The sequence below is a fragment of the Burkholderia sp. 10_S31 genome, assembly GCF_056930375.1.
The window spans coordinates 1,026,721-1,049,608 of sequence record NZ_JBXOWK010000003.1; the positions used below are offsets into that span (position 1 = coordinate 1,026,721).

General features: G+C 62.5%; 20 protein-coding genes and 1 tRNA gene. 12 read left to right on the forward strand and 9 right to left on the reverse strand.

What is annotated here, in order from left to right; translation table 11 throughout:
- Nucleotides 1-13 precede the first annotated feature (13 nt).
- From pstB to phoR, 4 genes are read left to right on the forward strand one after another with little or no spacing between them, the layout of a single operon-like run.
- The gene (pstB, locus tag AC1Z3W_RS24840) at nucleotides 14-862 is read left to right on the forward strand and encodes a phosphate ABC transporter ATP-binding protein PstB (RefSeq protein WP_057927907.1); all 849 of its coding nucleotides are present in this window, start codon (nucleotides 14-16) and stop codon (nucleotides 860-862) included.
- 18 nt (nucleotides 863-880) lie between these two features.
- Nucleotides 881-1,585 carry a phosphate signaling complex protein PhoU gene (gene phoU, locus AC1Z3W_RS24845; RefSeq protein WP_057927908.1) on the forward strand — a complete coding sequence of 235 codons (705 nt, stop codon included), beginning with the start codon at nucleotides 881-883 and terminating at the stop codon, nucleotides 1,583-1,585.
- Between the two features lie 33 nt (nucleotides 1,586-1,618).
- Nucleotides 1,619-2,320, forward strand: coding sequence for a phosphate regulon transcriptional regulator PhoB (gene phoB, locus AC1Z3W_RS24850; RefSeq protein WP_006750313.1), 702 nt, complete (start codon nucleotides 1,619-1,621; stop codon nucleotides 2,318-2,320).
- Nucleotides 2,321-2,377: 57 nt separating this feature from the next.
- The gene (gene phoR / locus AC1Z3W_RS24855) at nucleotides 2,378-3,697 is read left to right on the forward strand and encodes a phosphate regulon sensor histidine kinase PhoR (protein WP_057927909.1); all 1,320 of its coding nucleotides are present in this window, start codon (nucleotides 2,378-2,380) and stop codon (nucleotides 3,695-3,697) included.
- Nucleotides 3,698-3,824: 127 nt separating this feature from the next.
- Here phoR and ppk1 read toward each other — a convergent pair whose 3' ends face one another.
- Complete coding sequence (ppk1, locus tag AC1Z3W_RS24860) at nucleotides 3,825-5,888, reverse strand: polyphosphate kinase 1 (protein ID WP_057927910.1); 2,064 nt, start codon at nucleotides 5,886-5,888, stop codon at nucleotides 3,825-3,827.
- A 279-nt stretch (nucleotides 5,889-6,167) separates the two neighbouring features.
- Between ppk1 and ppx the strand changes: the two genes are divergently transcribed.
- Entirely contained in the window at nucleotides 6,168-7,682 is a 1,515-nt protein-coding gene (gene ppx / locus AC1Z3W_RS24865; RefSeq protein WP_057927927.1) for an exopolyphosphatase, read from the forward strand.
- Nucleotides 7,683-7,748: 66 nt separating this feature from the next.
- Here the strand turns inward: ppx and AC1Z3W_RS24870 are convergent, their stop codons facing one another.
- A complete protein-coding gene (locus AC1Z3W_RS24870) occupies nucleotides 7,749-8,180 on the reverse strand; it encodes a hypothetical protein (protein WP_057927928.1) in 432 nt (143 codons plus the stop codon).
- 242 nt (nucleotides 8,181-8,422) lie between these two features.
- Entirely contained in the window at nucleotides 8,423-8,719 is a 297-nt protein-coding gene (locus tag AC1Z3W_RS24875) for a hypothetical protein (protein ID WP_124833262.1), read from the reverse strand.
- A gap of 227 nt (nucleotides 8,720-8,946) precedes the next feature.
- Between AC1Z3W_RS24875 and AC1Z3W_RS24880 the strand changes: the two genes are divergently transcribed.
- From AC1Z3W_RS24880 to AC1Z3W_RS24895, 4 genes are read left to right on the forward strand one after another with little or no spacing between them, the layout of a single operon-like run.
- Nucleotides 8,947-11,733, forward strand: a complete 2,787-nt coding sequence (locus tag AC1Z3W_RS24880; protein ID WP_483508616.1) for a type VI secretion system Vgr family protein — start codon at nucleotides 8,947-8,949, stop codon at nucleotides 11,731-11,733.
- Nucleotides 11,734-11,771: 38 nt separating this feature from the next.
- The gene (locus AC1Z3W_RS24885) at nucleotides 11,772-13,727 is read left to right on the forward strand and encodes an esterase/lipase family protein (RefSeq protein ID WP_483508617.1); all 1,956 of its coding nucleotides are present in this window, start codon (nucleotides 11,772-11,774) and stop codon (nucleotides 13,725-13,727) included.
- Entirely contained in the window at nucleotides 13,721-14,758 is a 1,038-nt protein-coding gene (locus tag AC1Z3W_RS24890; RefSeq protein ID WP_348982585.1) for a T6SS immunity protein Tli4 family protein, read from the forward strand. The genes AC1Z3W_RS24885 and AC1Z3W_RS24890 overlap by 7 nt, the downstream gene beginning before the upstream one ends.
- 12 nt (nucleotides 14,759-14,770) lie before the next feature.
- A complete protein-coding gene (locus tag AC1Z3W_RS24895) occupies nucleotides 14,771-15,058 on the forward strand; it encodes a PAAR domain-containing protein (protein WP_483508618.1) in 288 nt (95 codons plus the stop codon).
- 884 nt (nucleotides 15,059-15,942) lie between these two features.
- On the opposite strand, the gene AC1Z3W_RS24900 is transcribed toward AC1Z3W_RS24895, so the two are convergent.
- Nucleotides 15,943-16,019: transfer RNA gene (locus tag AC1Z3W_RS24900), tRNA-Pro, on the reverse strand.
- A gap of 160 nt (nucleotides 16,020-16,179) precedes the next feature.
- Here AC1Z3W_RS24900 and sixA point away from each other — a divergent pair.
- Entirely contained in the window at nucleotides 16,180-16,641 is a 462-nt protein-coding gene (sixA, locus tag AC1Z3W_RS24905; RefSeq protein ID WP_483508619.1) for a phosphohistidine phosphatase SixA, read from the forward strand.
- 159 nt (nucleotides 16,642-16,800) lie between these two features.
- A complete protein-coding gene (locus AC1Z3W_RS24910; protein WP_057927915.1) occupies nucleotides 16,801-17,607 on the forward strand; it encodes a GNAT family N-acetyltransferase in 807 nt (268 codons plus the stop codon).
- Nucleotides 17,608-17,818: 211 nt separating this feature from the next.
- Here AC1Z3W_RS24910 and AC1Z3W_RS24915 read toward each other — a convergent pair whose 3' ends face one another.
- Nucleotides 17,819-17,989 carry a hypothetical protein gene (locus AC1Z3W_RS24915; RefSeq protein ID WP_162840567.1) on the reverse strand — a complete coding sequence of 57 codons (171 nt, stop codon included), beginning with the start codon at nucleotides 17,987-17,989 and terminating at the stop codon, nucleotides 17,819-17,821.
- A 135-nt stretch (nucleotides 17,990-18,124) separates the two neighbouring features.
- Between AC1Z3W_RS24915 and AC1Z3W_RS24920 the strand changes: the two genes are divergently transcribed.
- Nucleotides 18,125-18,307 carry a hypothetical protein gene (locus tag AC1Z3W_RS24920; RefSeq protein ID WP_483508620.1) on the forward strand — a complete coding sequence of 61 codons (183 nt, stop codon included), beginning with the start codon at nucleotides 18,125-18,127 and terminating at the stop codon, nucleotides 18,305-18,307.
- Nucleotides 18,308-18,326: 19 nt separating this feature from the next.
- Here AC1Z3W_RS24920 and AC1Z3W_RS24925 read toward each other — a convergent pair whose 3' ends face one another.
- The 4 genes from AC1Z3W_RS24925 to AC1Z3W_RS24940 form a co-directional block, all read right to left on the reverse strand.
- Nucleotides 18,327-19,697 carry an MATE family efflux transporter gene (locus AC1Z3W_RS24925; RefSeq protein ID WP_175826060.1) on the reverse strand — a complete coding sequence of 457 codons (1,371 nt, stop codon included), beginning with the start codon at nucleotides 19,695-19,697 and terminating at the stop codon, nucleotides 18,327-18,329.
- 10 nt (nucleotides 19,698-19,707) lie between these two features.
- Nucleotides 19,708-20,034, reverse strand: coding sequence for a DUF2288 domain-containing protein (locus AC1Z3W_RS24930; protein WP_057927917.1), 327 nt, complete (start codon nucleotides 20,032-20,034; stop codon nucleotides 19,708-19,710).
- Between the two features lie 83 nt (nucleotides 20,035-20,117).
- Complete coding sequence (locus AC1Z3W_RS24935) at nucleotides 20,118-21,737, reverse strand: acyl-CoA synthetase (protein ID WP_483508622.1); 1,620 nt, start codon at nucleotides 21,735-21,737, stop codon at nucleotides 20,118-20,120.
- Between the two features lie 377 nt (nucleotides 21,738-22,114).
- Nucleotides 22,115-22,813, reverse strand: a complete 699-nt coding sequence (locus AC1Z3W_RS24940) for a peptidoglycan DD-metalloendopeptidase family protein (RefSeq protein WP_483508623.1) — start codon at nucleotides 22,811-22,813, stop codon at nucleotides 22,115-22,117.
- Between the last annotated feature and the right edge of the window lie 75 nt (nucleotides 22,814-22,888).

The window sequence follows — 22,888 nt, forward strand, 5'->3', positions numbered from 1 at the left end:
GCGGAGCAATCCGATGAATATGGCAGAAAGCCACCTGAATCCCGTCGAGCGCACCGCTGCGCCCGCCGGCACGCAAGATGCGGCGCATGGTCGTCCGCTGGCGCCGCTGAACGCGAAGATCGAGGTCAACAACCTCAACTTCTTCTACAACAAGTTCCACGCGTTGAAGAACATCAACCTGCGCATTCCCGAAGGGAAGGTGACGGCGTTCATCGGCCCGTCGGGCTGCGGCAAGTCGACGCTCCTGCGTACGTTCAACAAGATGTACGCGCTCTATCCGGAGCAGCGCGCCGAGGGCGAAATCCTGATGGACGGCGAGAACCTGCTGACCACCAAGCGCGACATCTCGCTGCTGCGTGCGCGAATCGGCATGGTGTTCCAGAAGCCGACCCCGTTCCCGATGTCGATCTACGACAACATCGCGTTCGGCGTGAAGATGTTCGAAAAGCTCACGCGCTCGGAGATGGACGACCGAGTCGAGTGGGCGCTGACGAAGGCCGCGCTGTGGAACGAAGTGAAGGACAAGCTGAACCAGAGCGGCTACGGGCTGTCCGGCGGCCAGCAGCAGCGTCTGTGCATTGCGCGCGGCATCGCGATCCGTCCGGAAGTGCTGCTGCTCGACGAGCCGTGCTCGGCGCTCGACCCGATCTCGACCGGCCGCATCGAGGAACTGATCGCGGAGCTGAAGAGCGACTACACGGTCGTGATCGTCACGCACAACATGCAGCAGGCCGCGCGCTGCTCGGACTTCACGGCCTACATGTACCTGGGCGAGTTGATCGAATTCGGCGAAACCGAAAAGATCTTCATCAAGCCGGTGCGCAAGGAAACGGAAGACTACATCACCGGCCGTTTCGGCTGATGACGGAGAACAACAACCATGTCGGATAAACATCTGTCGAGCCAGTTCGACGCGGACCTGAATGCCGTGTCGTCGAAAGTGCTGGAAATGGGCGGACTCGTCGAGTCGCAGATCGTCGGCGCGATGCATGCGCTGAACGAATTCGACCGCGAGACGGCCGAGAGGGTGATCGCGGCCGAGGAAACGCTGAACGCGATGGAAGTCGACATCGACCAGGAGTGCGGCAACATCATCGCGCGGAGGCAGCCTGCCGCGCGCGACCTGCGTCTTCTGATGTCGATTTCGAAAACGATTACGAACCTCGAGCGCGCCGGCGACGAAGCCGAGAAGATCGCGAAGCGCGTGCGCCGCCTGATCGACGAGCCTGCCGCGCGCGCGGTGAACATCGCCGAGATCAAGATATCGGGCGAGATGGCCGTGACGATCCTGCGCCGCGCGCTCGACGCGTTCGCGCGCCTCGATACGGTGGCTGCCGCGCAGATCGTCAAGGACGACAAGGAAATCGATCAGGAATTCCGCGCGTTCGTGCGCAAGCTCGTGTCGTACATGCAGGAAGATCCGCGCACGATCTCGGTCGGTCTCGAATACTTGTTCATCGCGAAGGCGATCGAACGGATCGGCGACCACGCGAAGAACATCGCGGAGTTCATCATCTACATCGTGAAGGGCACGGACGTGCGGCACCAGCCGCGCGACACGCTCGACCGCGAAGCCAACAGTTAACGCGACCACGCACAGGAAAAGAAAGAGGTGCCGATGCCCAGCAACATTCTCGTCGTTGAAGATGAGCCCGCGATTTCCGAACTGATCTCGGTGAATCTCCAGCATGCCGGTCACTGCCCGATCCGCGCGTACAACGCGGAGCAGGCGCAGAACCTGATCAGCGATGTGCTGCCCGATCTCGTGCTGCTCGACTGGATGCTGCCGGGCAAGTCCGGTATCGCGTTCGCGCGCGACCTGCGCAACAACGAACGGACCAAGCACATCCCGATCATCATGCTGACCGCGCGTGGCGACGAGCAGGACAAGGTGCTCGGCCTCGAGATCGGTGCGGACGACTACGTGACGAAGCCGTTCTCGCCGAAGGAACTGATGGCGCGCATCAAGGCCGTGCTGCGCCGCCGCGCGCCGCAACTGACCGAGGACGTCGTGTCGATCAACGGGCTGCGCCTCGATCCGGCCACGCACCGGGTCGCCGCACATGGCGACGGCAGCGAGATCAAGCTCGATCTCGGCCCGACCGAATTCCGCCTGCTGCATTTCTTCATGACGCACCCGGAGCGCGTGCACAGCCGCACGCAACTGCTCGATCAGGTCTGGGGCGATCACGTGTTCGTCGAAGAGCGCACCGTCGACGTGCACATCAAACGATTGCGCGCGGCCTTGAAACCGGCTGGCTGCGATGCGATGATCGAGACCGTGCGCGGCAGCGGCTACCGGCTCGCCAAGCACGCGTAACGTATCCGGGCATGCCGTGTGCCACGGCATGCCGTTCATTCTTTCGGGCGCTGAATCATGAACATCATCTGGGCGCGCTTTCTCGTGTCGCTCGTGCTGCTCGTGCTGATCAGCGTATTGGTCGGCGTGTTCGCCGGCCCGATCGCGGCCCTCGGGTTCGCGGTCGTGATGCTGGTCGCGCAGGGCTTCTTCAGTACCTTCCATACGCAACGCCTGTGGCGCCTGCTCGATGCGCCCGTCTACGGCGAGGTGCCGAGCGCACCCGGCATCTGGGGCGAAATCTACTATCGGCTGCACAAGCTCGCGAAGCAGTGGCACGCGCAGGTGCGGCAGGTCGAGCAGCAGCATTCGCGCTTCATCCAGGCGATCCAGGCGTCGCCGAACGGCGTCGCGATGCTCGACGATCATGACCAGATCGAGTGGTGCAACGCGATCGCCGAGGTGCACTTCGGCCTCGATGCGAAACGCGACCTGCGCCAGCACATCACGAACCTGGTGCGTCATCCGGATTTCGTCCGCTACCTGAACGCGCAGCATTACGACGAGACGCTCGTGATGCGCGGGATGGGCGGCTCGCGGCAGAACGTGCTGGAAGTGCAGGTGTTTCCGTACGGCGAGAACCGCAAGCTGCTGCTTACGCAGGACATCACGGAGCTCGAGCGGACCGACGCGATGCGGCGCGACTTCGTCGCGAACGTGTCGCACGAACTGAAGACGCCGCTCACCGTACTGTCGGGCTTTCTCGAGACGATGCGCGAACTGCCGCTGAACGAAGAGGATCGCGCGCGCTATCTCGAGATGATGGAGCAGCAGGCGTCGCGGATGCGGCACATCGTCACCGACCTGCTGGTGCTCGCGAAGCTCGAGGGCGAAAGCAAGCCGCCGATGGATCACGCGATCGACATGCGTGCCGTGTTCGACCATCTGAAGGAGGATGCGCAGACGCTGTCGAACGGGCATCACGAGATCGCGTTCACGATCGACGAGACGCTCGGCGTCACGGGCGCACAGACCGAAGTGTTCAGCGCATTCGCGAATCTCGTCACCAACGCGATCCGCTATACGCCGGACGGCGGCAAGATCGTCGTGTCGTGGCGGCGCGAGGGGGCACAGGGCGTGTTCTCCGTCACTGACAGCGGCTTTGGCATTCCGGCCGCCGACCTGCCGCGGCTGACCGAGCGCTTCTACCGCGTCGACCGCAGCCGTTCGCGCGACACGGGCGGCACGGGGCTCGGTCTTGCGATCGTCAAGCACGTGCTGCAGCGGCACGACTCGCACCTGTACGTGCAGAGCGAGGAAGGGCGCGGCAGCACGTTCACCGCGCGGTTCCCGGCGTCGCGGATCATCGCGATCAGGCCGGCTGCGTTCGAGGCGTGAGCGTATGAGCGCGTGATGCGGATGGGGCGCCTCACGTCGGCCCCCCCCCCCGGAAACAAAAAAGCACAGCCCGAGGGCTGTGCTTTTTTGTTTGTTGCCGCGGCGCGTGAAACCGCGTGCCGTGTGCCTACGAACAGAACTTCGCAAGCAGCCCGAGTTGAGCGTTGCGGATCGTCTTGCCCGCGCGACGCCGGCGGTAGTGGCCGTCGCTGTGCATCTGCCATGCCGACTGGTTGTCGCCGAGGCAGACCGACAACCCTTCTGCGATCACGCGGCGCTTCAGCTTGCGCTCGCGGACCGGGAACGCGACTTCGACGCGGCGGAACAGGTTGCGGTCCATCCAGTCGGCGCTCGACAGATAGACGTCCTCGGCACCGCCCGCGTGGAAATAGTAGATGCGGTGGTGTTCGAGGAAGCGGCCGACGATCGAGCGCACCGTGATGTTTTCGGACAGCCCCGGCACGCCCGGCTTCAGCGCGCACACGCCGCGCACGATCAGGTCAACCTTGACGCCGGCCTGCGACGCTTCGTACAGCGCGGCGATCACCGACGGCTCCAGCAGCGCGTTCATCTTCGCGACAATGCGTGCGCGCTTGCCGGCTCGTGCATTGTCGATCTCCGCGCGGATCGATTCGATGATGCGCGGATGCAGCGTGAACGGCGACTGCCACAGCTCGTGCAGCGTGAGCTCGCCGCCGATCCCGGTCAGTTGCTGGAAGACGTGGTGGACGTCCTCGCAGATCTTCTGGTCGGCCGTCATCAGCCCGAAGTCGGTATAGAGGCGGGCGGTGCGCGGGTGATAGTTGCCGGTGCCGAGGTGCACGTAGCGTCGCAGCGTCGCCTTGCCGCCCTGCACGACGCGGCGCACGATCAGCATCATCTTCGCGTGGCACTTGTGACCGACCACGCCGTACACGACATGCGCACCCACGGCTTCGAGTTGCGACGCCCAGTTGATGTTGGTTTCCTCGTCGAAGCGCGCGAGCAGCTCGACGACGACGGTCACTTCCTTGCCGTTGCGCGCGGCTTCCATCAGCGCGTCCATTAGCGGCGAATCGGTGCCGGTCCGGTAGATCGTCTGCTTGATCGCGACGACGCTTGGGTCCTTCGCGGCCTGCTGAAGCAGTTCGAGCACCGGCTGGAAACTTTCGTACGGATGGTGCAGCAGGATGTCGCCGTCGTCGATCGCGTCGAACATCGTCGGCGCGTTGGCGATCGCGGGCGGGATCGACGCGGCGAACGGCGCGAACTTCAGGTCCGGGCGGTCGACGAGATCGGGGATCTGCATCAGTCGCACGAGATTCACGGAGCCGGACACGCGATAGCAGTCCTTCTCGCCGAGCAGGCTTTCCTCGAGCAGGCGGCGCACGATATGTGCCGGCGTGTCGGCCGACACTTCGAGCCGCACCGCGTTGCCGAGGTGGCGCGCGGGTAGTTCGCCCTGCAGCGCGACGCGCAGGTTGGTGATTTCGTCCTCGTCGACGAACAGTTCGCTGTTGCGCGTGATGCGGAACTGGTTACAGCTCTTCACGACGAGTTGCGGGAACAGTTCGCCGACGAAGCGCTGCATGAACGAGCTGAGCAGCACGAAGCCGTGCTCGAAGCCCGACAGCGCCTGTGGCATGCGCACGACGCGCGGCAGCGCGCGCGGCGCCTGAACGATACCCATCACCGCCTGGCGGCCGAACGCGTCGCGGCCTTCGAGCTCGACGACGAAATTCAGGCTCTTGTTCAGCACGCGCGGGAACGGGTGCGCGGGATCGAGGCCGATCGGCGTCAGCACCGGCAGCAGTTCGTCGAGGAAGTAACGGCGCGCCCATTCGAGCTGCTCGTCGTTCCACGTGTCGCTCGCGTGGAAGTAGATGCCTTCCTGTTCGAGCGCGGGCAGCACGGTTTCGTGCAGCATCGTGTACTGGCGGTGCACGAGCCGTTGTGCGCGCTCGACGACGAGATCGTAAGCGTGCTGTAACGACATGCCGTCAGGCGTCAGTGCGCCGGGGTTGTCGCGGATCTGTTCCTGAAGGCCGGCCATCCGGACTTCGAAGAACTCGTCGAGATTGCTGCTGGTGATGCAGATGAAGCGCAACCGCTCGAGCAGCGGAATCTGCGGGTCAGCCGCCTGGGCCAGCACGCGCTCGTTGAAACCGAGGATGCCGAGTTCACGATTGAGAAGCGGATAACGGACGGACATCGGCAGAGTAGGGGGTAATTCGGGCGATGATTCGAAAGGATGCTCGGAAACTCTCACGGTACGATGACGTGCTGATGACGATAATGTATTTATATCGGGAAATTCTACGCCGTGACCGTTTTGTCTCATAAATGTTTCGGCCATATACAATCTACCCGTGTACATGCCCGTGAAGCGTGGCAACGGCAAGCGTTCCACGCTTAAAATGTCGCCTTTGAATGATCGTCCAGCATGGCCGCAGCGGCTGCCGCGGGCGAACGCGCACGGAGCTCCCTTCTGATGGTTACATCCCCCCACTTGCTGGCTGCCGTCGATCTCGGCTCGAACAGCTTCCGGCTGATTGTCGGGCGCGTCGAGGAAACGCCGGCGGGCAGTCAGATCTATCCCGTCGATGCGCTGCGCGAGCCCGTTCGACTGGCCGCGGGCCTGTCGAGCGACAAGATGCTCGATCGCGCGTCGCAGGAGCGTGGCTGGGAGGCGCTCAAGCGGTTCGGCGAGCGCCTGCGCGATTTCCATCCCGATCATGTGCGCGCGGTGGCGACCAACACGCTGCGTGTCGCGAAGAATGCGGGCGAATTCCTCGGCGAGGCCGAAGCGGCGCTCGGTTTTCCGATCGAAGTGATCGCGGGCCGCGAAGAGGCGCGCCTGATCTATGCGGGTGCCGCGCATTCGGTGCCGGCGAGCGCCGGCAAGCGGCTCGTCGTCGACATCGGCGGCGGCTCGACCGAATTCATCATCGGCTCGCACTACACGCCGATCGTGATGGAGAGTCTCTACATCGGCTGCGTGAGCCATAGCCGTGCGTTCTTCCCGGCCGGCAACGTCGACGAATACACGATGCGGCAGGCCGAACTCGCGGCCAAGCGCGAGATCCAGATCATTTCGAGCGAGTACAAGAAGGCCGGATGGGACCAGGCGATCGGTTCGTCCGGCACCGCGCGTGCGCTCGCGGAACTCGTCGAGGCGAACGGCTTCAACGACCCGGGCATCACGCACGGCATTTCGCGCGGCGGGCTCGAACGCCTGAAGCGCGCGCTGATCAAGTCGGAAAACGTGAACCGGTTGAAGCTGATCGCGCTGAAACCCGACCGCGTGCCGGTGCTCGCCGGCGGCCTCGCGATCATGCTCGCGGTGTTCGAGGAACTGGGTGTCGACTATGTCGATACCACCGACGGCGCGCTGCGTCTTGGCGTGCTGTACGACCTGCTCGGGCGGACCCAGCACGAGGACATGCGCGCGGTGACCGTCGAAGGCTTCACGCGCCGCTACGGTGTCGATCGCGCGCAGGCCGAGCGCATTGGTGCACTGGCCGTGCGGTTCTACGACGAACTCGACGTGTCCGACGACGAAGAACGCGAGGAAGGCCGGATGTTCCTCGGCTGGGCCGCCGCGTTGCACGAGATCGGCTTGTCGATCTCGCACAGCTCGTATCACAAGCATTCGGCCTATATCGCGAGCAACGCCGACATGCCGGGTTTTTCGCGTACCGACCAGGCGCGCCTCGCCGCGCTCGTGCTCGGGCATGCAGGCAAGCTCGGCAAGCTGTCGCAGGCGCGCGACGTCGAATGGCCGCTGCTGTTCTGTCTGCGACTCGCCGCGCTGCTGTGCCGGCGCCGGACCGATGCCGGGCTGCCGGACATTTCCGTGTCGCAGATGAAGAAGGGCGGGTATGAAGTGCGCCTGCCGAGCGCATGGGTCGAGCAGAATCCGCTGACCGACTATAGTCTCAGCCAGGAAGCGGCCGAGTGGGAGAAGGTCGGCATTCCGTATCGCGTGGTTTATACGGGCGCGTAACGAGACGACCCCGGAGACGATACCGACGCGGCGCGCTCGCGCCGCGCAATTTTCTTTACGACACGCTCAGTCCGAGCACACGATCGCGGTCAGGAACGGGAATGCCTGCTTGACGGTCGCGTCGCTGCCGGCCTTGCGCACGGCCTGCTCGACCGCGTTCTTTGTGCCGCGTACCACGACGCCGTACGCCCAGTTACCGATCGGCGTGCCGTCGCCCGGCTGGAAGATCGGGTCGTTCGCCTGGTAGCCGAGCACGACATAGACACCGAAGCCGTAGGCAGTCAGCGGGTGATTCGTGCGGAACGCGTTCACCGAATTCGCTTCGACGTGCATCGGCTCCGACTGGATGTCTCCGGCCGCGAGCAGCGGCGCGACGAACTTGTGGCCATTCGAATGGCAGTCGAGCGCGTCGTCGAGCGATTTGGCCGACACGGCGCCCGACGCGCCGAGTGCGAGCAGCGCGCCGAGCAGGGTGGTCTTGAAAACGTGGTTTTTCATGCGCGGTTGCAGGTTGGTCGCGGACATTATCGCGTGTTCCAGCAAGTTTCGTGCGCGGGGTGCGGACGGAGCGGCGATCGATGGAAGGAAGCAGGCGGCGGACAAAACGAAAAAGGGTCGCAAGCGCGATGCCCGCAGTTGCTGCCTCGCGACAACGCGTTTTCTACTCCCCGCGACTAAACGGCGGCCATTGAAGCAATCGGCGACCGATGACGAAGGAGATGCTGTTATCTATTCCGGCGTCAGTTGCTCGCCGCAAATCGGTCGAACATCACATGGCCTACCATTCGCTCGCAATCGGCAGTGGCAATGCGTTGATCGTCGCGTAACTGTTCAACGCGGTCTACTGCGCATCCTTCGTTCACGAAGCGACAGAGGGGCGAAGTGACCTGGATGTTTTCCGTGTCGCTGAAGCGGCGCTTCACGATTGCGCCGTTCGCGGCAAAGCTGAAGGTAAATTTTCGACCGCGGCCGATGGCATGATCGCGGTCCAGAGGGTGCTCACCCTCCGCGACGATCAATTGATGATTCCTTCCCACGTCATCTCCGACGCTTAAGCACGGCTTGTCAAATTTCTGACCAACGACTTGCTGTCGCCTATTGTGCCGGAATGCGAGTCCCTAATAGGTGATCTGGCGCCAATTTTTGTCAAGCCAAACTATATTTGTCAGATTTTAGATAAAATCGCGCGAGCGACTTGCTGTCGCAATGGCTGACCGTCTTTGTGCCACTGTTTTGACGGTCGAACCTGAGAGAGATAACGAAAATGGATATCAGACCGTCCGCACTCGGGGACCTGAAGTTGCGCGACCTCCGTGAGGCGATAAGCAAGGGCGTTTTGCAGCAGGGGCGACTGTTGATGCTGGATACGCCGCTCGGCAAGAATGCGTTGGTGCCGCTACGTGCGCGCGGATCGGCCAGAATCGGGCGTGACTATTCGTACACGATCGACGTTGCGTCGACACGCGACGATACTGCACTGCTGTCGCTGATGCACCAGCCCGTTACGTTGCAGATTCAGCAAGTCACGGCTCCCTTTGCTGTTCCCGTTTATCGCCCAGTCCACGGCTTCGTGCATCGGGTCGCCTATTTGGGCGGAAACGGTGGCCTTTCGACGTACCAGCTCGAGTTTTCATCGGCGTTGGTCTTCCTTGAGAAAACCCACAACGAAGAAGGCTGGCTCGAGAAAGACGCCCGCGAGATCATTTCCGACGTGTTTGATCGATATCCGCAACTGCGCGGACAGTACCGTTTCGCGCTGTCGTCCGATCCTGTCAAGCGCTCGTGGTGCAGGCAAAGCGAATCCGATCTTCACTTCGTGAACCGCCTGGCTGAAGCCGAGGGCTGGTATTTCTACTGGACTCACGAAAACGTTGGCGAAGGTGACGCCCCCACGACGACGCTCGTAATCGTTGACCGCGTCTCGACACTTCCCGACGCGAAGTCGGTCGAATTTATTCGGGCCAACGATAGCAACGAATCCGACGGTTTCGCCCATTGGGCTGCAGTGCAGACGATGCAGAGCACGCGTTACATGTCACGCGCGTTTGACTACAAGCGGCCCACTTCCGATTTTCAGGTCGAGAGCGGGCTCGCCGCGACGAGCTATGTCACGGAGGAGCGCCGCCAGAAAGCTGAGCATAGCGTTCCTAATGCGCCGATGACGGTCTACGAATCGACGGCTTACGGCTATTCCAGCTCAGACACGGGCGAGGTGCGAGCGCGTCGGCGAGTAGAGATATGGGATGCGCGAGCAAGCCGATATTTCGGCGTCGGAGGCGTGCGGTGGCTCGATGCCGGTTCGCGGTTTGCGTTGAACGGACATCCCCGCCACGAAGACGGTGATGCGAAGAAGCGAGAGTTTCTGGTGGTCGAGGCGCGTTGGTTCATCGAGAACAACGTCCCGATTGGTCAGCAGACGGCCGAGTTTCCGCAAAGTCTTCGTGCAACGCTGGCCGAGCAACAGGCGATTCACCGTGAGCGGTTCAAGACGCTTGGACATGAGGCGGATGGTTCGGCCGGATTTTTCGTGCTCGAAGTCGAAGCGCAGCCCACGGCTGTTGAATACCGGAGTCCGTTGGATCATCCGAAGCCGGTCATGTCGATCGAACACGCGCTTGTCGTGACCCCGGATGGCGCGGAAGCGTGGACCAACGACCGAAACCAGATCAGGGTGCATTTCGCATGGGATCGCAAGAATCCACTGCACGCCTTCAATTCCTCACCGTTGCTGTCGTCGCTTCAATCCGATACCGGGAACGGTTATGGAGCGGTTCATGTTCCGAGGGCGCGGGAATGGGTCATCGTCGGTTACTGGAACGGCGACTGTGACAAGCCGTTCGTGTTGGGGCGAATCAATGGCGGGACGACCCCTTCCCAATGGCATTCGAACGCATTACTTTCCGGGTTTAAGTCGGAAGGGTTCGGCAAAACAGGCGCCTACAACTCGTTCGTCCATGACGATTCCACGAATCAAAGCGGGACGCGGCTGGTCAGCTACACGGGCAAGAGCTATGCGGCCCTGACACAGGGCTACCTGATCAAGCAAGACGGCAACACACGAGGTCAGTATTTGGGTGCCGGCTTCATCTTGCACGCTGACGAGTTCGGTGCGGTTCGTGCCAGCAAGGGGCTCTCTATCAGTGCGCACTCGAAATCCTACGACGACGAGCAGATGGGCGTGGACGAGGCGCGATCGCAGTTGCAGCAGGCGGGAATGCTGGTCGAGTCGTTGTCCAGCGCAAGCACGACCGCTCAGGCGGAATCGCTGCAAACCGGACAGGATGCGCTCAAGGCGCTGTCGAAGGACATCCAGCACCCGGTATCGGGCGATACGTCAGGTGGGGTGACGGCAGGCGGTGGTACTGGTAGCGCGAACGGATTTGCGCAGCCGAACATCTTGGTATCGACGCCGAAGGACATCGCACTGATCGCGGACAGCTCGACGCATATCGTCGCCGAGAAAGAGGTCAACGTTGTCAGTAACGAGAACACGTACGTTGCAACTGGCAAGTCGTTCGTCGTGGCGGCTGCAGAAAAGGTGAGCTTCTTCGCGCAGAAACTCGGTGCGTACTTCGTGACCGCGAAAGGGCCGATCAAGCTGTCGGCCAACACGGATGACGTGAGCGTCAACGCGGGGAAAGACGTGACTGTAAAGGCCAAGCGCATTGTGCTTGATGCCGATGAAATCATCATCAAGGCTGGCGGGTCGTACACAAGGTGGGTAGCAGCGGGTATTGAGGATGGTACACAAGGCCCGCGCACGATCAAATCGGCGTCGCTCAGCCGACGGGGGCCGAGTTCGATTGCGCAGCACATGAATAACCTGCCGCAGGCCAAATTCAACGATCCCTATGTGCTGCGAGATCGCATCTCTGGCGAGGTGTTGAAGAATCACCCCTATGAACTGGTGCGGGGCGACGGCACTCGCATCAAGGGAATGACGAATGAGCTGGGTCACGTTGCAGAGCAAAAGAATGAGGACATCGAGACGCTGAAATTGCATGCGCTTCGTCCGGAGCTGCCCGCGAGCTCGGGCAACGGCTCGGAATGATCTCTTCGTGACCGATTGAAACTGATCCAGAAAATTCTATGAGCGACAATCAGGCAGGTAATCAAGGGGGCGACTCGCCATTCAGCGACGATGCGGAGCAGGAGGTCGTGCGACAGACGGGACGTACAGCTCCGGACGGCTCGTCCTATGGAACGTTTACGCTTACCCCGGCGAGCGATACGCGGCAGAAGGAACTGTTGTGTGACGTACGGCCCATTATTCCCGTGATCTTTCTGCCGGGCGTGATGGGATCATTGCTGACGGATAACGAAAATGGCAATGAACTGTTCTTTGCACCAAACACGGACGGCATGCTCGGTAACCTGGGTGCGCTTCCGGCGCTGCTTGGCTTGTGGTTCACGAGCGCAACAACGCGGGAAAGGCAGTTCGATCCGACTAGGGCGGCGGTGACGCCGCTCGGGCCGATCAATGTCGGCAAGCATGGCAAGAACGATGTTCCTGAGCAGTTCGTCGACGAAAAAGAAGCCAGACGGCGCGGATGGGGCTCGATTCACCGCACGAGTTATCACCCGGTGCTGGCGTGGCTCGAAGAAACGCTGAATCAGCCGAAGCTTTTGGGGGAACCGCACGGGCCGTGGGTCACGCCAGACCCCGACGGCGAGAAATGGACGCTCAAGCCCGTGATCGACACCGATCCAGCCGAATACGGTGCGCTTGGGAAGGGCGGGAAGATTACTCTGAATTCTGCGGAATTCGAGCATTTCTCGAAGTTCCGGTATCGCGTGTATGCAATCGGCTACAACTGGTTGCAGTCGAACGCGGACTCGGGAAAGCAGGTGGTTGAAGGATCCAATTACCAAGACCCGAAGACGAAGAAAATAACGCGCCTGATGGGAATCAAGGAAATCATTGCAGAGAACCATAGTGGTAAGGCGATCATCTTGACGCACTCTATGGGGGGGCTGGTCGCGCGGATGGCGATTGCAATGCATGGCGCGGAAGATTTGATGCACGGAGTGTTTCACAACGTGCAGCCGGCGACTGGCGCGCCTGTTGCTGTCAAACGGTTCAGGACCGGCGGCGGTAATGAAGGTGGGATGAACAGCTTTATTAATGGCAGCCTGGTTGGTCGTGATGCGGACGAGTTTGTGGCGGTGATGGCGAATGCACCAGGGCCGTTTGAACTGACACCCATGCCGGATTACATCAATGGCAAACCATGGTGGGTGTTCGCGCGACTCAATAGTGAGGTGGTCATGGAGTTGCCCAAGAATGGCGATGCATACAAAGAAATTTATACGAATTCAAAATGGTATGGCTTGGTGCCTGATCCGTCCTTGTTAGACCCGGCGGGAATCGTGAAAAAGAGGCTCGATAAAATTGGGCAGGGGAAAACGGTTTTGGACAATTTTTATGAAACCATCAAGGATGTTGTTGCGAAGCAGAATAAAATAACGAACCTTTATCATGCGAGAACATACGCGGCATATAATGGAATTGGAGAGTTGCATAAAAAATCGCAAGATGAAGATGAAGATGAAGCTGAAGGTGGGGGCAAAGATAAGCCGGGCATCGAAAAAGGTCTGCCGCTCGAAAAGTTGCTAACGTTTGGTAAAGTGATTTGGAAGGGAAATATCCCGGCAGGCGTTACGGAGGAGGAATTGCGCGCCGCTCGGTTCATGCGTGCGGATGATTCGCATAGAGGGAACGTGCGGGTGTATTTGGATTCGCGCAACGCAACCATCGATTTTGAGGTGCAGAAGGTTGCGAAGTTGCCCGCTGAGGCAACTGTCCCCGATCCGGATAAGAACGGAATCATTGCTGGTGATGCTACGGTGCCCGCGTGGTCGGCCGATGCGCAGGCACGTGGGTTGAGACCGGGAGTAGACGGTGATCCGGCACAAGGCGTACAGATGGCGTTTGTGCAGGGCGGCTACGATCACCAGGGGAGCTTTAACCATCCGTGGACTCGATGGGCGTTGCTCTACAGCATCGTGCAGATCGCGCAGGATGCGCAGGAGCCATCATGCTGAAACGATTCCTGAAATTTCTGTTGTTTGTGGCGGGCGTGTGCGCCTGTTCGATTGTGTTTTCCGGGGAACCGACGATGACTAATCCCTTGCTTTCCAAATCGCGTCCGTGGTGTATCGGTCGTTTCGTGTTCAACCGGCCCGTGATGAGCGAAATTTCGAATCAGCGATATGAGTTTCGTGGGGAGAAGTTGCAGACCACGTACAATGTTTCGCTTGCAAATTATCAAGCTAAGGTTGAAACGAGGGAGAGCGAGTTACGCAATAAGCGACGTATAGACCCTGGAAATAAAAATAAAGAAACGAGTCATCCGTGGCTTGAAAGGGCATTTTCTCCGGTCAAGGATTCGAGGGTGTTCGTGTACCAGGATGCTGCGACTGAGGGGGTTGTGCTACCTTTTAATACCGAGGGATTTGTCTATGATAAAGGCACGCTTTTTCATACGACTGGTGGAGTTGGTTCATCTGCAATTGGTAGGGTGGAAGATATTTATAATGATACGATTCGTCGTATCAAGGCGCGCGATAACTGGACGGTGCCTGCGGAATCGGGATTCTGTTTCGACGGTGGAATCGTCACCGGTTCATCGACCTATACTGAGGAAGTTAGCCAGTCATTCGCATTGATGCCGGGCCGACCGGCGTTGCTGGTGATTAAGATGCGTGACGCAGTGGACACGGATCTGAAAGAGCCGTTGACCAAGACGTTGCCGCAATTGCGCGCGCAGATGGATCGATTGCCCGGCCATTATCGAATCCTGCGACAAGGCAAGCGCACGGTTGCGGGGATGGATGCAGAGGAAGTGTTGTTCGAGTTGAAGGAGGGCGATATTACGTCATACCGTTTTTATCTTCTTGCACCGGGCGATGAAAGCACGCTGGCGAAACCACATACGGCAATTCAGATGTTGCTTGGCGCGAGCAGTCCCGACTTGAAGCCGGAAGAGGCAACATCGCCGGTAGATGAAGCAGGGGCGCTGCAAACGTGGGACACGTTGCTAAACAGTTTGCGGCTGCGTCCAGGTGCCGTGTGAGCGGAGGGCCGAATGAAGCGATACGACATCGTGAAGGGCGACAAGACAACGGTTGGTGGAGTTGTCCAGGCCGGGGATAGCACCGACCAGATCGGGGGCCGTGAACAGGCGCGCGAACTTGATCCGGTCTGGTGTCCCGTCTGCAAATCCATCGGCAAGATTCAATGCACCGGTCCCCGGATTTCGAGCACCGGGCCGGATGGGCGCGAGGCGGCGTTGAGCGACGATCTTTGTATCTGTCAGTGCTCTCCGCCGCCGAAACTTGTAGCGTCACAGTCGGTGTCGTATATCGATGTCTGAACAAAGGAGAATGAGATGATCCGAAATATGATGAGTTGGGTTGCGTTGCTGGTGCTGGCAGTGAGCATGTCGGGGTGTGCCTCGACCGGCATACTGAACGGGGCTATGTAACCATCGTGCACCGGCACGGGTGCCGTGCCGGGTTGTTGTATGGAACGTGGTTTGTTATTGGGAACGGGCCCAGTCTTTATTGACCCTGACCCAAGAAGTAGTCCGGTTCAAAAGTAGAGAAATTCGGCACGAGTACTTCGTTCTCGACGCAGACACCGGTGACTTTTGATGCCAACAAGTGGCTTCTTTGCGTCCATCGGTCCGGGGAATTGATTACGTTGACCGTATTGCAGGCAAACAGCCAGGCCAATGTGCCGCGCGGGGCGCGCGATCTCGATGCTTCTCCAGCAGTTCCGCCCCACTGCTGCCCGGGTTCGGCATGTCGCTGATTTGCCACTTTCGCCGGACGGCATCCTTGACGGGATACACAAAGTGATTGCGATGCTGTCTCGCGTAATCACGATAGAGCATGTGTGGATCGAGAGGGTCCGGCTCACATAGTGTGTAAGCGGGTCCATCGGATACGGAGTTGCCGGGACGTTGAGGTAAACGTCCTTACAAACTCGGTAGTCGTGTGCATATTCGCCGCTGCGCAGTAGCAGTTCCCAAGCCCAAATTGATGGATCGTTGACTTCTGGGGCGGGATATTGTGTACCGCCGCGCCAGTCGGCGCGGGCAGCGAACAGGGGATGCTGGACGGGGATTGGGGCGGTCGGCCATCTTCACGGTTCCTCTACGGAAATCGCCCTACTGGATGGTAGCAAAATAGTAACAATAGTCCGGCGAAACGGCAAAGAAAAAGGGGTTAGCATCAGCTAACCCCTTGATTCCTTTGGTCGGAGCGATAGGATTCGAACCTACGACCCTCTGATCCCAAATCAGATGCGCTACCAGGCTGCGCTACGCTCCGACGAGCCAAAGATTCTATCGCCTTATGGGGGGCGGGTCAATCACGTTATGCATACGACCCACATCATCACGAATCGCTCATGATTGGCGACAATGCGGATGATGATCGCCCGGCACGCACGTGTGCGACCGGATCGTTCGCCGACGCATGGAGAGACATCATGATGAACCTGATCCTGTGGCGCCACGCCGAAGCCGAAGACTACGCGACAAACGACCTCGCACGCCAGTTGACGGCCCGCGGGCGCAAGGAAGCACAGGCAATGGCCAAATGGCTGCGCAGCCGGCTCGAGTCGAGCTGCGTGATCCTCGCGAGCCCGGCGGTGCGTACCGTGCAGACGGTCGAGGCGCTGACCGACCAGTACCGGACCATCGATGCGCTCGCGCCGGGCGGCAGCGTCGACGACGTGCTGGCGGCCGCCGGCTGGCCGGACGGCATCGCGCCGACGGTCGTGATCGTCGGGCACCAACCGACGATCGGCAGCGTCGCCGCGCAGCTGATCGCCGGCAACGATGATAGCTGGAGCGTCAAGAAGGGCGGCATCGTATGGCTCGCGAGCCGCACGCGCGACGGCAGCCGTCAGGCCGTGCTGCGCGCATTATTGACGCCGGACCTGGTGTGAAGGGGTTTGAAGGCATTGATCATACGGTTTCGCAAGCTTTCTGCTAAAGTCAATTCGGCGACACGTCATTGAAAGGACACGGTCGTGCCACAGAACGGTAACGACCGGTTACTACATTGGCTGGCATGTCGTCCTATTCCTTACGATCAGGAAAGCCTAATGCGAGAACTGCCGACGCCTACGCTCCCTTTTGCCTCGCTTCCCCTAGACACGACGCGGCGTCACCTGCCGCGCGCTGCTGAAACCGTCACATCCGAGTACCGTCTGCGTGCCGCCTGGGCGCGCACGGAAGACGAGTTGCGCGAGGCCCAGCGCCTGCGCTACACCGTGTTCGCCGAAGAGATGGGCGCGCAGGTCAGCGGCCCCTCCGGTCTCGATGTCGATCCGTTCGATGCCTATTGCGACCATCTGCTGGTGCGCGATCTCGACACGCTGAAGGTGGTCGGCACGTATCGCGTGCTGCCGCCGCACCAGGCCGCGCGTGTCGGCCGCCTGTACGCGGAAGGCGAATTCGATCTGTCGCGCCTCACGCACCTGCGCGGCAAGATGGTCGAGGTCGGCCGCTCGTGCGTGCACAGCGACTACCGCAGCGGCGCCGTGATCATGGCGCTGTGGGGCGGCCTCGGCGCGTACATGATGCAGAACGGCTACGAGACGATGCTCGGCTGCGCGAGCGTGTCGATGGCCGACGGCGGTCACTATGCGGCGAACCTGTATCAATCGCTGCCGGCCCACTCGCTGACGGCGCCGGAATACCGCGCGTTCCCGCATACGGCGCTGCCGGTCGACGAGTTGCAGACGGGCACCGTGGTCGCGCCGCCGCCGCTGATCAAGGGCTACCTGCGCCTCGGCGCGAAGATTTGCGGCGCGCCGGCCTGGGATCCCGACTTCAACTGCGCGGATTTCCTGACCTTGTTCCGCCTGTCGGACATCAACGCTCGCTACGCCCGCCACTTCCTGGGCTGAGCAAAGCGAATCGTGGCGCCGGTTACGGCGCGCACGCATGCGAACACCCGTCGCGTCGCAGTCTGCTACGCGACGGGTGTTCGACCGTTCGGATGGTGCGAATGTATCCGGCCCTGTTAATTTCAACGACACGCGGCCACCGCCGTGCCGCAACGACACGTTCGCGGGCGGGCCGCGCGTGCTGCGGCCCGGGCGACAGGGCGGAGCGTGCCTAGTGCTTGCGCCGCCAGTCGAGTAGATGGTGTTCGGCCATCCAGTGATGGATCATCCCTTCGCCGCCGTGGCTGCGCTTGTATTCGCGCGATTCGAAGTAGGACAGGGCGACGAGCACCATCAGGCCGATGAACAGGCCGATTAGGCCAGCGATTTCTTCAGACGACATGGCAGCCTCCTTTCAACGGCACAGCGCCATGGCTCCATAGTAGAACATGCGCGGGACGACCCCTAACCCGGAATTCGGCTAGACTCGGCGCGGTTCTGGCGCGCGATGGGCGCGCCGTTTTCCGGAGCCTTCCCGATGACCCGTTTCATGCTGGCCGCGTCCATTCTTGCCGGCTGTGGCAGCGACCCCCGCCAGACCCGTCGCGGCCACCCGCCGCAGGATCCCGCCGATTACCACGGCGTGCCGACCGACATGACGCCACCCTCGATGCTTGGCAATCCGTCGTCGTCGGCACCCGCGCCTACCCCGGTGCAATAACGCCCGGCCCGTGCGGCCGTCAGGCGCTGGCCGCGGTTGCGTCGGCGCCGATCCGCCGCGTCAGCGCCGGCAGGTAGCGCGCGAGCGTTGCGCCGCGCGCGACCATGAACAGCAGCAGCGCGAACCACAGCCCGTGATTGCCGAACGGGCCGACGGCCGCCAGCGTCGCGGCAATGAAGATCGCGAACGACGCGACCATCGCGCGCATCAGCGATTGCGTCTGCGTCGCGCCGATGAACACGCCGTCGAGCAGAAACCCCCACACGGACACGATCGGCGAGATCGCCGCCCACGGCAGGTATTGCAGCGCGACCGCGCGGATCGCCGCCTGATCGGTCAGCTGCGCGACGATCCAGCCGCCGGCTGCCCAATAGACGAATGCGAACAGCAGTGCACCGAGCGCGGACCACAGCAACGTGACGCGCACGGCCTGCCGGAATGCGACGCGGTCGCGTACGCCGGCTGCGGCACCGACGAGCGCTTCGGCCGCATGTGCGAAGCCGTCGAGCCCGTACGCCATGAAGGTCTGGAAATTCAGCAGCAATGCGTTGGCCGCGAGTATCGCGTCGCCTTGTTTGGCGCCGAGATGCGCAAACCAGCCGAACGCGCCGAGCAGGCACAGCGTGCGCAGGAAGATGTCGCGATTCAGCGCGATCAGCCGCTTGAGCGCCGCACGGTCCGCCAGTGCGCGCGCGGCGAGCGGCGCGAGGCCGCGCGGCCGCAGCCGCCACAACATCCACGCGCCGAGCGCGAAGCCGCACGCGTCGGCGGTCGCGGTCGCCGCACCGATCCCGGCAATGCCCCAGCCGAAACCGTACACGTACAGCAGCACGGCACCGATGTTCACAGTATTGATGAAGACCTGCGCGACGAGCGCGAGCCGCACGCGCTGCACGCCGAGCAGGTAGCCGAGCACGACGTAGTTCGCGAGTGCGAATGGTGCGCTCCAGATCCGCGCGTGGCCGTAGGCCAGCGCGGTTGCGCGGACGGCCTCGCTGCCGCCCAGCGCGGTCAGCGCGAACGACAACAGCGGCACCTGCAGCGCGAGCACCGTGGCGCCGAGCGCGAACGCGACGATCAGCGCGCGCAGCACGTTCAGACGGATGCCGGCGGCGTCGCCGGCGCCGTGCGCCTGCGCGACGAGGCCGGTCGTGCCCATGCGCAGGAAGCCGAAGCCCCAGAACACGAAGTTGAAGAACAGCCCGCCGAGCGCGACGCCGCCGAGATACTGCGCGCCTTCGAGGTGGCCGGCGACGGCCGTGTCGACCGCGCCGAGGATCGGCTGGGTCAGGTTCGCAAGAACGATCGGAAACGCGAGCGCGAGGACGCGCCGGTGCGAGACGGCGGCCGACCCGGCGCCGGTTCCGTGCGGTAATGCGGATTCGGACATGGCGGACGCGTCAGGCGCGTTCCTGCACGCAGACCCACGGCGATACGACGACTGCCCACAGCTCCGGATTGCGCGCCGCGAAGGCGGCGGCGGTTTCCGCCGGCATGCGCGCGACGAGGCCGGACGACAGCCAGCGCGTGACCTGTTCCGCATCGTCGCCGGCAATCGCTTCGGCGACGCTGACGAGATCGAGATCGCGCGCGACCGACAGCAGCTTGCCCTGCGCGAAGAAGCGCTCGAGATCGCACCAGTCGATCTTGGCGGTTTCGCCGAGGAGTTTGGCGTAGAGCGGGCTGTGCGACGCGCCCGCAGCGGATTCGTGTTGGTGGGAGGACATCGGTCGTGTATTGGAAAGACTGCGTGGCGCCACTATAAACCATCCGGGCGACCGGCCGGCCGCCCGGCACGGCCGCGCCCGGTTCACGCGTCACGGAGCGCGCGGCGCACGATCTTGCCGGTCGCCGTCATCGGCAGGCCGTCGACGAACGCGATCGCGCGCGGGTACTCGTGAGCGGCCAGGCGCGTGCGCACGTGCGCCTGCAGCGCCTGGACGAGCGCGTCGTCGCCGACATGGCCGGGATTCAGCACCACGAACGCCTTGACGATCTCGGTGCGCGTCGGGTCGGGTACGCCGACGACGGCCGCCATCCGCACCGCCGGATGCGTGAGCAGGCAGTCCTCGATCGGCCCCGGGCCGATCCGGTAGCCGGCGCTCGTGATCACGTCGTCGTCGCGGCCGACGAAGCGCACGAAGCCATCGGCGTCGATCGTGCCGGTGTCGCCGGTGAGCAGGTAGTCGCCCGCGAACTTGTCGCGCGTCGCGGCCGGATTGCGCCAGTATTCGATGAACATCACCGGGTCGGGGCGGCGCACCGCGATGCGCCCCTCGACGCCGGTCGGCAGCGGCGTGCCGTGCTCGTCGACGATCGCGACCGTATGCCCGGGCACGGCCTTGCCGATCGCGCCGGGCTGCGCATCGAACAGCGCGGCGCACGACGACAGCACCATGTTGCATTCGGTCTGTCCGTAGAACTCGTTGATCGTCACGCCGAGCGCGTCGCGCCCCCAGGCCGTCAGCTCGGTGCCGAGCGATTCTCCGCCGCTCGCGACCGATTTCAGCGTCAGCGTGTGGCGCTCGCGCGGCGCCGGCACCGTGCGCATCAGCTTCAGCGCGGTGGGCGGCAGGAACGCGTGGGTCACGCCGTGCCGCGCCATCAGCGCGAACGCGGCCTCGCCGTCGAACTTCTCGAAGCGGCGCGCGAGCACGGGCACGCCGTGATGCCATGACGGCAGCAGCACATCGAGCAGCCCGCCGATCCACGCCCAGTCGGCGGGCGTCCAGAACAGGCGCGCGTCGCGCGGGAAGCATTGCTGCGACATCTCGACGCCCGGCAGGTGGCCGAGCAGCACGCGATGCGCGTGCAGCGCGCCTTTCGGCTTGCCGGTCGTCCCGGACGTGTAGATGATCACCGCCGGATCGTCGGCGGCGGTGTCGGCCGGCACGAACTCGGGCGATTCGGCCGCGAGGGCTGCGTCGTAGCGCAGCACGCCCGGCGCGTCGGGCACGTCGTCGCCGATGCAGTAGCACGTGCGCAGCGCCGGCAGTTGCGCGCGCAGCGGCGCGATCTTGGCGTAGCCGGCCGCGTCGGTGACGAGCGCGGCGGCTTCGCTGTTCGCGAGCCGGTATTCGAGCGCGTCGGCGCCGAAAAGCGTGAACAGCGGCACCGCGATCGCGCCGAGCTTGTACGCGGCGAGATGAGCGATCGCCGTTTCGGGGCCCTGCGCGAGGAAGATCGCGATCCGGTCGCCGCGTTGCAGGCCGGCACGCGCGAGACTGTTCGCGAAGCGGTTAGAAGCATTCTTCAGGTCGTCGAACGTGAAGCGCGACTCGTCGCCTTGCGACGTTTCGTGGATCAACGCGAGCCGTCCGCTGCCGTCGGCCCACTTGTCGCAGACGTCCACGCCAATGTTGTAGCGGGCCGGAATGTCCCATCCGAAGCGGGAGAGCAGGTCGTCGTAGCGTTCGGCGGCGGGCAGCATCACGGGTCTCCTTGGCGTCGATCGAGGGGGCGGTCGATGACTTACATCAGCATTTCACGAGGCCGAAACCACAATGGCGCCTGATAGATAGGGAATGTTCGGGCTCGTGCAACGGGTGCGGCTCAGTGCACGATTCCACAATGACGCATAAGATCACGACAAAACAGTGATGTGACCATGGATTTGCTTTTGATAGCTGCGGGGTTCAGCCTGTTCGGAATCGGTGCGCTGGTGGTGTTTGCCAGCCGCGTCGATCCGTTGTCCGGCCGGTTCACCGGCCGTCTGCGCAAGCGCTGACACAACCTTCCCGATTTTCCTCGCGACGACATGCGATGCATGCCGGCATCGCGTGTCGCCCCTCGTCGGCGGTGGCGCACTCAGCGCGCCGGCAGGTAGCGTGCCGGATCGATCGAGCGGCCGCCGTAGCGCAGCTCGAAATGCAGCGCGACGCGATCGCTGTCGCTGTCGCTGTTGCCCATCTCCGCGATCGTCTGCCCCTGCGTGACCGATTGGCCTTCCTTCACGAGCAGCGCACGGTTGTGCGCGTAGGCCGTCAGGTAATCGGCGTTGTGCTTGAGAATGATCAGGTTGCCGTAGCCGCGCAAGCCGTTACCTGCATAGACGACCGTGCCCGGCGCGGCGGCCAGCACCGGCGTGCCCGACGCGTTCGCGATATCGATGCCCTTGGATTTCGATCCGTCGAACGTGCGCACCACGTTGCCGGCGGACGGCCAGATCAGCGCGATGTTGGTGGCCGGCTTGACGGCCGATTCGACCGGCGCGGAAGGCGCGGGACGGCTGCGGCCCGCGCTGCCGGTGCCGGTGGTCGACGCTGTTGTCGTGCCGGGCGGCGGCGCAACGCGCAGCACCTGGCCGACCTCGATCGCGTCGGGGTTCGTGATCTGGTTCCAGCGCACGATGTTCGCCGTCGACGTGCGATTCTCGCGCGCGATCCTGTAGAGCGTGTCGCCGCGCTCGACGCGGTAGTAACCCGGGCCGACGGGGGCGGAGCCGCACGCGACGAGCAGCGCGGCGCAGGCGGCCGCGAAGAGCCGCTTCGTTGTTGTTCCGAACATTGAACCTCGCAAAACCCTGCCGCGCGCGACGCGGCAGGCAATACAAAACGTCAGATTTTAACGGGTTCGACCCGC

Coding starts and splice junctions, on each gene's coding strand:
- pstB (WP_057927907.1), top strand. CDS start 14: ATGAATATGGCAGAAAGCCACCTGAATCCCGTCGAGCGCACCGCTGCG.
- phoU (WP_057927908.1), top strand. CDS start 881: ATGTCGGATAAACATCTGTCGAGCCAGTTCGACGCGGACCTGAATGCC.
- phoB (WP_006750313.1), top strand. CDS start 1,619: ATGCCCAGCAACATTCTCGTCGTTGAAGATGAGCCCGCGATTTCCGAA.
- phoR (WP_057927909.1), top strand. CDS start 2,378: ATGAACATCATCTGGGCGCGCTTTCTCGTGTCGCTCGTGCTGCTCGTG.
- ppk1 (WP_057927910.1), bottom strand. CDS start 5,888: ATGTCCGTCCGTTATCCGCTTCTCAATCGTGAACTCGGCATCCTCGGT.
- ppx (WP_057927927.1), top strand. CDS start 6,168: ATGGTTACATCCCCCCACTTGCTGGCTGCCGTCGATCTCGGCTCGAAC.
- AC1Z3W_RS24870 (WP_057927928.1), bottom strand. CDS start 8,180: ATGAAAAACCACGTTTTCAAGACCACCCTGCTCGGCGCGCTGCTCGCA.
- AC1Z3W_RS24880 (WP_483508616.1), top strand. CDS start 8,947: ATGGATATCAGACCGTCCGCACTCGGGGACCTGAAGTTGCGCGACCTC.
- AC1Z3W_RS24885 (WP_483508617.1), top strand. CDS start 11,772: ATGAGCGACAATCAGGCAGGTAATCAAGGGGGCGACTCGCCATTCAGC.
- AC1Z3W_RS24890 (WP_348982585.1), top strand. CDS start 13,721: ATGCTGAAACGATTCCTGAAATTTCTGTTGTTTGTGGCGGGCGTGTGC.
- AC1Z3W_RS24895 (WP_483508618.1), top strand. CDS start 14,771: ATGAAGCGATACGACATCGTGAAGGGCGACAAGACAACGGTTGGTGGA.
- sixA (WP_483508619.1), top strand. CDS start 16,180: ATGATGAACCTGATCCTGTGGCGCCACGCCGAAGCCGAAGACTACGCG.
- AC1Z3W_RS24910 (WP_057927915.1), top strand. CDS start 16,801: ATGCGAGAACTGCCGACGCCTACGCTCCCTTTTGCCTCGCTTCCCCTA.
- AC1Z3W_RS24915 (WP_162840567.1), bottom strand. CDS start 17,989: ATGTCGTCTGAAGAAATCGCTGGCCTAATCGGCCTGTTCATCGGCCTG.
- AC1Z3W_RS24920 (WP_483508620.1), top strand. CDS start 18,125: ATGACCCGTTTCATGCTGGCCGCGTCCATTCTTGCCGGCTGTGGCAGC.
- AC1Z3W_RS24925 (WP_175826060.1), bottom strand. CDS start 19,697: ATGTCCGAATCCGCATTACCGCACGGAACCGGCGCCGGGTCGGCCGCC.
- AC1Z3W_RS24930 (WP_057927917.1), bottom strand. CDS start 20,034: ATGTCCTCCCACCAACACGAATCCGCTGCGGGCGCGTCGCACAGCCCG.
- AC1Z3W_RS24935 (WP_483508622.1), bottom strand. CDS start 21,737: ATGCTGCCCGCCGCCGAACGCTACGACGACCTGCTCTCCCGCTTCGGA.
- AC1Z3W_RS24940 (WP_483508623.1), bottom strand. CDS start 22,813: ATGTTCGGAACAACAACGAAGCGGCTCTTCGCGGCCGCCTGCGCCGCG.